The organism is Streptosporangium sp. NPDC002607 (assembly GCF_053592655.1).
Map to the genome: position 1 here is coordinate 60,761 of NZ_JBSFWD010000048.1, position 8,107 is coordinate 68,867.

General features: G+C 70.7%; 7 protein-coding genes and 1 pseudogene. 1 reads left to right on the forward strand and 7 read right to left on the reverse strand.

Going from position 1 to position 8,107, the window contains the following annotated elements; all coding sequences use genetic code 11:
- The first annotated feature begins 1 nt into the window (after position 1).
- Positions 2 to 2,938, forward strand: a complete 2,937-nt coding sequence (locus ACWD3H_RS37450) for a poly(A) polymerase (protein WP_451958368.1) — start codon at positions 2 to 4, stop codon at positions 2,936 to 2,938.
- Between the two features lie 105 nt (positions 2,939 to 3,043).
- On the opposite strand, the gene ACWD3H_RS37455 is transcribed toward ACWD3H_RS37450, so the two are convergent.
- From ACWD3H_RS37455 to ACWD3H_RS37485, 7 genes and pseudogenes are all read right to left on the reverse strand, one after another.
- Positions 3,044 to 3,457, reverse strand: a complete 414-nt coding sequence (locus tag ACWD3H_RS37455) for a Fur family transcriptional regulator (RefSeq protein ID WP_030924489.1) — start codon at positions 3,455 to 3,457, stop codon at positions 3,044 to 3,046.
- 91 nt (positions 3,458 to 3,548) lie between these two features.
- Complete coding sequence (locus ACWD3H_RS37460) at positions 3,549 to 3,935, reverse strand: YbaB/EbfC family nucleoid-associated protein (RefSeq protein ID WP_451958369.1); 387 nt, start codon at positions 3,933 to 3,935, stop codon at positions 3,549 to 3,551.
- Positions 3,936 to 3,949: 14 nt separating this feature from the next.
- Positions 3,950 to 4,882 (reverse strand): WXG100-like domain-containing protein, encoded by a 933-nt coding sequence (locus ACWD3H_RS37465; protein WP_451958370.1) that lies wholly within the window; start codon positions 4,880 to 4,882, stop codon positions 3,950 to 3,952.
- Positions 4,883 to 4,902: 20 nt separating this feature from the next.
- The gene (locus tag ACWD3H_RS37470) at positions 4,903 to 5,283 is read right to left on the reverse strand and encodes a hypothetical protein (RefSeq protein ID WP_355557257.1); all 381 of its coding nucleotides are present in this window, start codon (positions 5,281 to 5,283) and stop codon (positions 4,903 to 4,905) included.
- Between the two features lie 772 nt (positions 5,284 to 6,055).
- Positions 6,056 to 6,991 (reverse strand): NAD(P)-dependent oxidoreductase, encoded by a 936-nt coding sequence (locus tag ACWD3H_RS37475; protein WP_451958371.1) that lies wholly within the window; start codon positions 6,989 to 6,991, stop codon positions 6,056 to 6,058.
- A 438-nt stretch (positions 6,992 to 7,429) separates the two neighbouring features.
- The gene (locus tag ACWD3H_RS37480; protein WP_355557251.1) at positions 7,430 to 7,735 is read right to left on the reverse strand and encodes a DUF2470 domain-containing protein; all 306 of its coding nucleotides are present in this window, start codon (positions 7,733 to 7,735) and stop codon (positions 7,430 to 7,432) included.
- Positions 7,732 to 8,107, reverse strand: a pseudogene (locus tag ACWD3H_RS37485) (hypothetical protein); the annotation flags it as partial. The gene ACWD3H_RS37480 and the pseudogene ACWD3H_RS37485, both read right to left, overlap by 4 nt.

Below are 8,107 nucleotides of genomic sequence, written 5' to 3' on the forward strand. Positions count from 1 at the left end.
CATGCGGACGAGTGAGGAGATCTTCCACCGGATCCGCTGGGATCCACGGTTCGACCCGGCGCGGTTCGTCCTGGGCATCAACGTGCGCGGGGCCTCGCCCAAGCGCGTGCCACTGCCCGCGTTCGTACCGGGAGGCGACATCCCCTGGCACCGGATCCTGTTCGTCGAGGCCGACGGCGAGACGGTCTGGGACCGGTCGGCGGGCCTGGACCGCATCGACTCGTCGCAGGCCGGCCGGGTACGGAATCCGCGCAGGCTCCGGGCACCGTTCTTCGCGGCCAGGACGCCGTTCGCGTGGGATCCGGTCGCGGGCTGGCGTCCCGCGCCCCCCGTACCGGCCGGGGCCGCGTCCACGACGGCACACCTGCGCGTGCTGACCTGGAACACCCTGTGGGACCGCTACGACAGCGACCGGCTGGACACCGCGCGGCGCCGGCCGCTGCTGCTGGAGGAGCTGGAGCGGGCCGACGCGGACGTCATCGCGCTGCAGGAGGTCGAGGCCGAGCTGCTCGGCATGCTGCTGCGGACCCCGTGGATCCGCTCCGGTTACACGCTGAGCACCGACCCGGCCGGCCAGGACGTCGACGACGCCGGGCTCCTCCTGCTGACCCGCCTGCCCGTTCGAGAGGCGGGCCTGCACGTCCTCGGCCCGCACAAGGCCGTCGCGGCCGTCACGGTGGAGTCCGCCGCCGGGCCGGTCGTGGTGGCCGCCACGCATCTGACCAGCGACCACACCGACAACGGCCCCGCCCGGCGCGAGGCCGAGCTCGCCCGGCTCGCCGAGGTGCTGCTCGGCGTGGACGGGGATGTGATCCTTCTGGGCGATCTCAACGACGGCGGGAGCCGGCCCGCCGAGGTGCTGGGCCTGCGAGACGCCTGGACCGAGGCCCACGGCCCCGATGATGCGACCGCCACCTTCGATCCGCGGGTCAATCCGCTGGCGGCCCTCTCCTCGCTCTCCGGCCGCGCCTCCCGGCTCGACCGGGTCCTGCTGCGCGGCCACGACCTGCGCGTCACGACCGCGGCCGTACGGGGTGACGTTCCGACGCCGGACGGCCTGTTCGTGTCGGACCACTACGCCGTCGCCGCCGACGTCGCCATCGGCGGCAGCGGGCACGGCGTCTCCGGCGTCCTCGACGCGCGCCCGACGGCACGGACCGCGCTGGTCTGGATCCCACCGCGGGAGCTCTGGCCGGCGATCCAGGAGATCCGCCGGGAGCACGACCCGCAGATCCGCAGGTGGCCACCGCACGTCACGGTGATGTTCGGTTTCGTACCGGAGTCCGACTTCGAGGTGGCGGCCCCCCTGCTGGCCGCCGCCGCGGCCGCGATCCCCCCGTTCACCGCCCGGTTGGAGGGCGTGCACGCCTTCTCCCATCGGGACGGCTCCACGGTCTGGCTCGACCCGGCCGCGGGCGGAGCCGAACCGTGGGCCGCGCTGCGCGGCGCGCTGGAGCGCGGGTTTCCCCGCTGCCGGGGCCGCTCCGCGGGCTACACCCCGCACCTGACCCTGGGAAGGGTCCGGGATCCCGGACGGCTCGTCGCCGACTGCGCGGCGCGGCTGGGCGGCGGGTCGGTGCGGGTCGGCGAGCTGGTCCTGCTGTCACGCCGGGGTGAGGAGCCCATGCGGCCCCGGGCGACCGTCGCTCTCGGAACGGGCGAGGTGCGCTGGCTCGACCACGGAACACGCGCGCCCGACGGCCCACCGGAGCCGACGCGCACCCCCGGGGACGCCCCGGGATCGGGAAAGGACGGCGCCCGCGCGAAGGACGGCTCCGAGGCGCGGGAACGTCACGGCGCCGCCGTGGCACGGGAGGTCGTGGCGCGGCTGCGGGTCTCGCTGGCCGAGGGGGTCGTTCACGTCACCGGGTCGCGACGCCTGGGCTGCGCCCTGGCCGACGCGGACCTGGACCTGGTGGTGGCGCTGCCCGCGGCGGTCGCCCCCGCGGACGTCGAGGCGCGGGTGCGGGCGGCACTGCCGGAGGCGATCGGGCTGCGGAGTGTGATCGGCGCCAGGGTGCCCGGCCTCCGGTTGCGGATCGACGGTCTGGACGTCGATCTGGCCGTCGTGGCGGTCACGGGCGTCACCCCCGCCGAGGCGGTGTCGCGCCGTACGGAGCTGGACGAGGCCTCGGCGATCGCATTGAGCGCGGTCAGCGACGCCGACGCCGTGCTCGCCGCGGTCGGCGCGAACCGCGCCGCCTTCGCCGGGCTGGCCCGGGAGGTGAAGGCATGGGCGAGGGCGCGCGGGCTGGACTCGGCCCCGTTCGGCGGGTTGCCGGGCCTGGCCTGGACCATCCTCGCGGCGCGGACGGTGTGCGAATCCGGGGATCTTCCTCCCGGCGACCTGCTCCGGCACTTCTTCGGTACCTGGGCCGCATGGGACTGGCGCCGGCCGGTCGGCCTGTGGCCGGAGGCACCGGACGGGCCCCCGGACGGAGGGTCCGGCGCGGCCGTGTCGGTCACGACCCCCACGGCCCCCGTCCGCCTGTGCAGTGAACAGGTCGGCGCCGGCGGGCGGGATCTGCTGGCACAGGAGCTCTACACCGCCTGGGAGATCGTGGAGGAGGCGGCGCGGACCGGCCGGAGCCCCCGGGAGGAGTTGCTGTCGGCGCCGCCGTCGCACCGGCGGCACGCCGCATGGGCGGTGGTGACCGTGCGGGACGAGCGGGCCGAGAGGTTCGCCGTGACGCTGGGCCGCGTCCGGGGCCGGGTGCGTGCGCTGCTCACCTCCCTGGAACGCGCGGGGGCACGGGACGCGCACGCCTGGCCCAGGCCGTTCGAGACCGGGCCGGGAATGGCCCGGTTCGCGATAGGGCTCGGCCGCACGCCGCCGGACGCGGCCGCGCTGGCCGAGACGGCCGGTCCGTGGGCGGCGGGCCTGCGCGGAGTCGGCGTCGAGTGGGTGGAGGGCGGCGAGGTGCCGACGCTCCACTGATCACGCCTCGATCCGGGTTCCCCGCGGCCGGGTGTGCCTCCGCCACGGCACCGGCGCGGTCCCCGGCCGGCCGCGTCCGCGAAGGCGGCGGCCGGGTTCCCGCCGCTAGCGGCAGTTCCGGCAGCGGCCGAAGACCGTCAGGTGGTGCACGTCGGTGACGAACCCGAGCTTCTGGTCGAGGTTGTCGACGAAGCTCTCCACCAGATCCGGACTGACCTCGCTGATCTCCCCGCAGCCGCGGCAGACCAGATGCACGTGATCGGCCTCGGAGGTCAGGTGGTAGGTGGGGGCACCGTGCCCGAGATGGGAGTGGGTGACCATGCCGAGCTCCTCAAGGAGCTCAAGGGTCCGGTAGACGGTCGAGATGTTCACCCCGCGAGCGGTCTCCCGCACCCGGTTGCAGATCTCCTCCGGGGTGGCGTGCTCGCAGGCCTTGACCGCCTCAAGCACCAGCTGGCGTTGCGGAGTGACCCGGTAACCACGGGCCCGCAGTTCCTCATGCCACGACGTCTCGGTCATGTCCAGAGTCTAGGAGCAGTCGTCATGTCGGTGAACGCCCTCCGCCACGGAACACGTACGCCGGACAGCCCCGAAGGCCGGGCCTGAGGAGCTAGTCCAGGTCCTGGAGCCGTCGCGCGACCTTCTCCGCCCGTTCCGTCATCGACCGGTCAAAGGACTCCCGCAGCCCTCGCAGCCCATCCCAGAACTGCGTGCGATCGGTGAGATTCTCCGGTATCGGCGAGCCGAGTACTCCGCCGACCAGCTCCCGCGTCTTGCGCTCCCCGTCCGCCTGCGCCCGCTGTACGGCCAGGCAGAGCTCTTCCGCCAGCTTCCGGCTGTCCATACGCATGACGCGCGGATTCAAAGTGAGCGTCATGAGACGGCCCGCCGAGTCGGTGACGGCTTGGATCATCTCGTCGGCGGCCTCGCCCTTGCCGGTGAGATCACTCAGACCGTCCTCCATCACGCGCAGGATCGCGTCGTTCGGGTGGTTCACAGCGTGCTCCTTCGTTACCTAAATTTCCATCCAGGCGGGAAGATGACCGCGCGCAGGCCGTGCCCGGTGATTTTGAACGCCCATTCATCGTTCGTGGTCATGCCCTCCTTCTCGTCGTCCAACAGGTTGTAGGTGGGGGTGTAGGCGAGACCCGAGCCGACGAGGCGCGCGCCCAGTTCGATGCCGCGAGTGGTCGGCGCCCTGCCGAGGGGTGCCTTGGCCGCCTCGTAGCCGAGGTTGAACGCACTGTTCGCGGTGAAGATCTTGCCGAATTCGGCCGCGTTCTCCTTCAGCGAGCCCATCGGCCGGCCATTGTCGAGCTGGGCGATCTTGGTCATCCCCAGTGACCCCGCGGCGTAGGCCGCGCCGTCCAGTGCCAGGTAGAGGAGCATCGTCGTGGCGTACTTCGGCACGGTCATCTCCAGGATCCTCGCCACGTTCATGGCGAAGGCGGTCTGGAGGCCCCTCGCCGCCGCGGCCAGCGCCGCGATCCGCGCGGCGGCGAACCCGTAGAGGGCGGTCGACATCGGCTGGTACACCACGAGCCACACGAGTTGCAGGATCATGTCCTCGTACATGGCGAAGCCTTTTTTGACCTCCTCGACCTGCTCCGCGTACGCCTCGCATCCGATGGCCACGATGCGGCAGTCCTTGGCGAGCTGTGGCACGTAGACGGACACGGCGCCCTGATAGACGCGGCGGAACGCCTCGATGCTCTGGCCCTCGTTGCCCTGGCCTTCGTTCCCCGAGTTCTTCCACACCGAGGCGGCCAGCGCGTCGGCCTGATCCGCGATGCCGTCCTTCCCGCTTCCGCCGTCGATCTCGTCGGCCAGCCGGAAGAATATCTTCGCGACCTCCCGCAGCTTGTCGGGGGGGATCTCGGGAGCCGTGACGCCGGCGTAGATCTTCAGCGCCGCCATGGAGCCCAGCCCGGTGAGGCCGACCATGGTAAGAGCCTTCGTCGGGATCATGATTCGGCCCGCTTCACCGGGCCGTCGTCGGTGTAGTCCGGCACCGCGTCCAGGCTCTTCGCCAAGCCCCAGTCGATCTCCAACACGTTGCGGCTCATCGCGATCAGCCCTTTTCCGATGTCACCGTAGGCGCCGGCGAGGTCGGCCGTCAGTGTCAGCATCTGTTCGCATTTGGGGGTGAACCATTCGAGAAACCGCTGGTCCACCTCCTCCCCGCTCGGCAGGGGGCCGATGGCCTGTAAGTCCTCAAGGGCGCGTTTGACCACGGCGCCAAGATCACTGCTGACGTCGGCGAAGCCTAGCCCCGCCCGATCCTGCAGCTGATCGTGGTTGTAAGCCATGGTTGACGGATTGCCTACGGAGTCGGGATCGGCCAACTACCAGCCTCCTGACAGTGGAAAGATCACAAGGTGCTACGAGCGAAAGCATCTTGGCCGCATGTTCCAGATGGGATAATTTATAATTAAAGTGGCATTAATCCTGATCGTCCTACCTGGCTGGCCGGACGAACCCCGCACCGAGGCAGCTCGGCGATCCCTGCCCTGAACTCCGGCCCGAGGCCCCTCACGAAGACCAGGGGCTCGCACGGCGCATGGCGTCATGCACCGCAGCCTTGTTCAAAGTCGGCAACGGCGGAGCAACTGTGATCGTTTGCCCGCCCCTCGCTCCCATCAGGCCGCATCGGGCCTGGTCAGGGGATCGGCTCTAGGGCCGGAGCCTCAGTTCGGGGGGATGGAGAATATTCATTTGCCTCGGCGGCATGAGATTTCATAACGTACAGGCACGCCGAAAGGAGGTGGTCCGAACAATGGTTGATCATAGTTGGGCTAGCGAGGTGGCTGTCCGCTAGGACGCCGCGACCGGACTCTGTCCGGGCGTCTGGCGACGTTCGGCGAATCCACGACAATCACCGGAACCCCGGGCCGCCGGGGGCGGGCAATCCCGCCTTTGGTCCACCGGCCCTCCTGCTCAGCCAGGAGGAAGCGGCCCGGGGTTCTTCCCTTTCCGGCACTCCTCTTTCCAGGCCCTCCGCCCCCGGGCCGGGACGCGCCTTTCCGGTACGACTCCAGATCGTGTCGCGGTCGCCTCCCGTCAAGCCGCGGTGCACGGATCCGGGACCGTGACCCCCTCGAGGCCGAGGGGCTGAGGTCACCCCTGGAAACCAGGATTGGCGCAGTGCAGCGGGCTTTCCCCGCCGAGGATCCTGACGATGTCCTCGCAGATCATCCGGGTGTGGTTGATCTCGGTGTCGTAGGTCCCCGAGCCCAGGTGCGGAGTGAGCACCACGTTGTCCATGTCGGCGAGCGGGTGGGACGGGTCGAGCCAGTCCCCGGCGAACCTGTCGAGGGCCGCACCGCCCAGATGGCCCGCCTTCAACGCTCCGACCAGGGCGTCCATGTCGTGCAGGGCCGCGTCGGAGGTGTTGACGAAGATCGCTCCGGTCCTCATCGCGGCGAACTCCACAGCGCCGATCAGCGGCCTCGCGGACGCGGGGGCGTGTAAGGAGACGACGTCGGCCTGGGCCAGCAGGACGTCGAGGCCGTACCGGTTCTCCGCCGCCTCGGGGTCGTAGACCATGACGCGCATGCCCAGCCCCCTCATCCGCCAGGCCACCGCGTGGCCGACCGCCCCGTAGCCGATCAGGCCGACGGTCCGGCCCGCGAGCTCCCACGCGCGGTGCCGCCGGTAGGAGACCATGCCGTAGCGGATCTCCCGGTCGCCGACCGCCACCCGGCGGGTCACCGCGAGGATCAGGGCGAGGGTGAGCTCGGCCACCGCGTCGGCGTCGCGCCCCGGGGCGCAGAGGACGGGAATGCCCCTGTCGGTGGCCGTGCCGAGGTCCACATTCCCCGCGTCGCCGCGGGCGCAGCCCACCACCAGCAGGGGAAGATCCAGCACCGGGCCCGCGACCTCGTCGGACTCGGTGATGAGGATGCGCGCCCCGATGTCCGCGAGCCGCCGGGCGAGGTCGGCAGCCTGGTACGGACCGTGCTCAGCCGGGTCGTAGTGGACGTCGATCAGCTCTCTCAGACGGTCCCACTCCGGACCTCGCATTGGCGCCAGCACAAGGGCTCGCGGTTTCACCGCGCCTCCTTATTTCAGGAAATTTCAGCATCTGGGAGCTTTCCACGAATGCCACGATCAGTCCTGGCATTGACCCGACTGTCACCAACGGCCCCATCAGCCTCTCCTGTTTTCGGACTTGTCCCTTCGTCGCCTCCTCCAGCTGGAAGTTCCGGGCGAAAATCCATTCAAGGTGTGAAAAACCAGGGAAATCCAACGAATAAGGTCATCCGAATAAAACCCCGGCCGGCGCCGTAATCACCGGCCCCGCTTCACGCCGGCCCCGGCTCCCGACCAGCGCCTCCAGGGCGGTGCCCCGGGCAGGCTCCGGGCAGTGCCCCGGGGCAGCGGAAAGCGAAGGTCCGCGACCGGGATCGGCTCCGGTGACCGGCCCGCCGATCCTCACGACCGCCGCGCCCGGCGCCGGCCGGCAGGGTCTCGGACCGAGGAGACTCCCGGTCAGTGCTCGCCGCGGGCAGGGACGCCAAGGGCCGCACAGGCGTCCCGATAGAGGCGGACGACCTCCGTACGGACCTGCGCGCGTTCGGTCAGCGTGCCGCTCCACGGGACCCGGACCGGAATCTCAAGCCCGCCGACCACGGCGGCGAACTCGATCGCCTCGGCGTCGACACCGGTCGTCGTCGCGCCGGTGGCCTCGGGCTGTCCGCCGAGGCCCTTGCAGATCAGTAGCGCGTCGTCAGCGTGATCGTCGTTCATGTGGCGCTTGATGGCCTCGACCGCTTCGGGGGTGAAGGGAGTGCTCATCGGATACCTCCAGCGTGGAGACCCCCGCCTTCAGGCGGGGAAGGAAACGCGGCACGGTGCCGCGTTTCCGGGTGGGTGGTGTAGCCGTAGCCGTCGGCTCGCTGGAGCAGGCGGACGTGGCGGTGGCCGATGCCCTGCACGAGGCCGTGCCGGGTGGCGATGTTGAAACTGCCGGTGCTGCGGACCGCGACCCGCCCGGTGTGAACTCCGGCCTTCTTGCCGGTCGGGACGGTCGCGCGGACCAGGTCGCCGGTGGCGAACCCCTTGACCTGCTTGATCCGGGGGAGCCGTAGCCGGGGGAAGCCGTAGCGGTCGGTGCGGGTACGGCAGTAGGTGCCGCGCCCGGTCGCCTTGACCACGAGCACGGTGGAC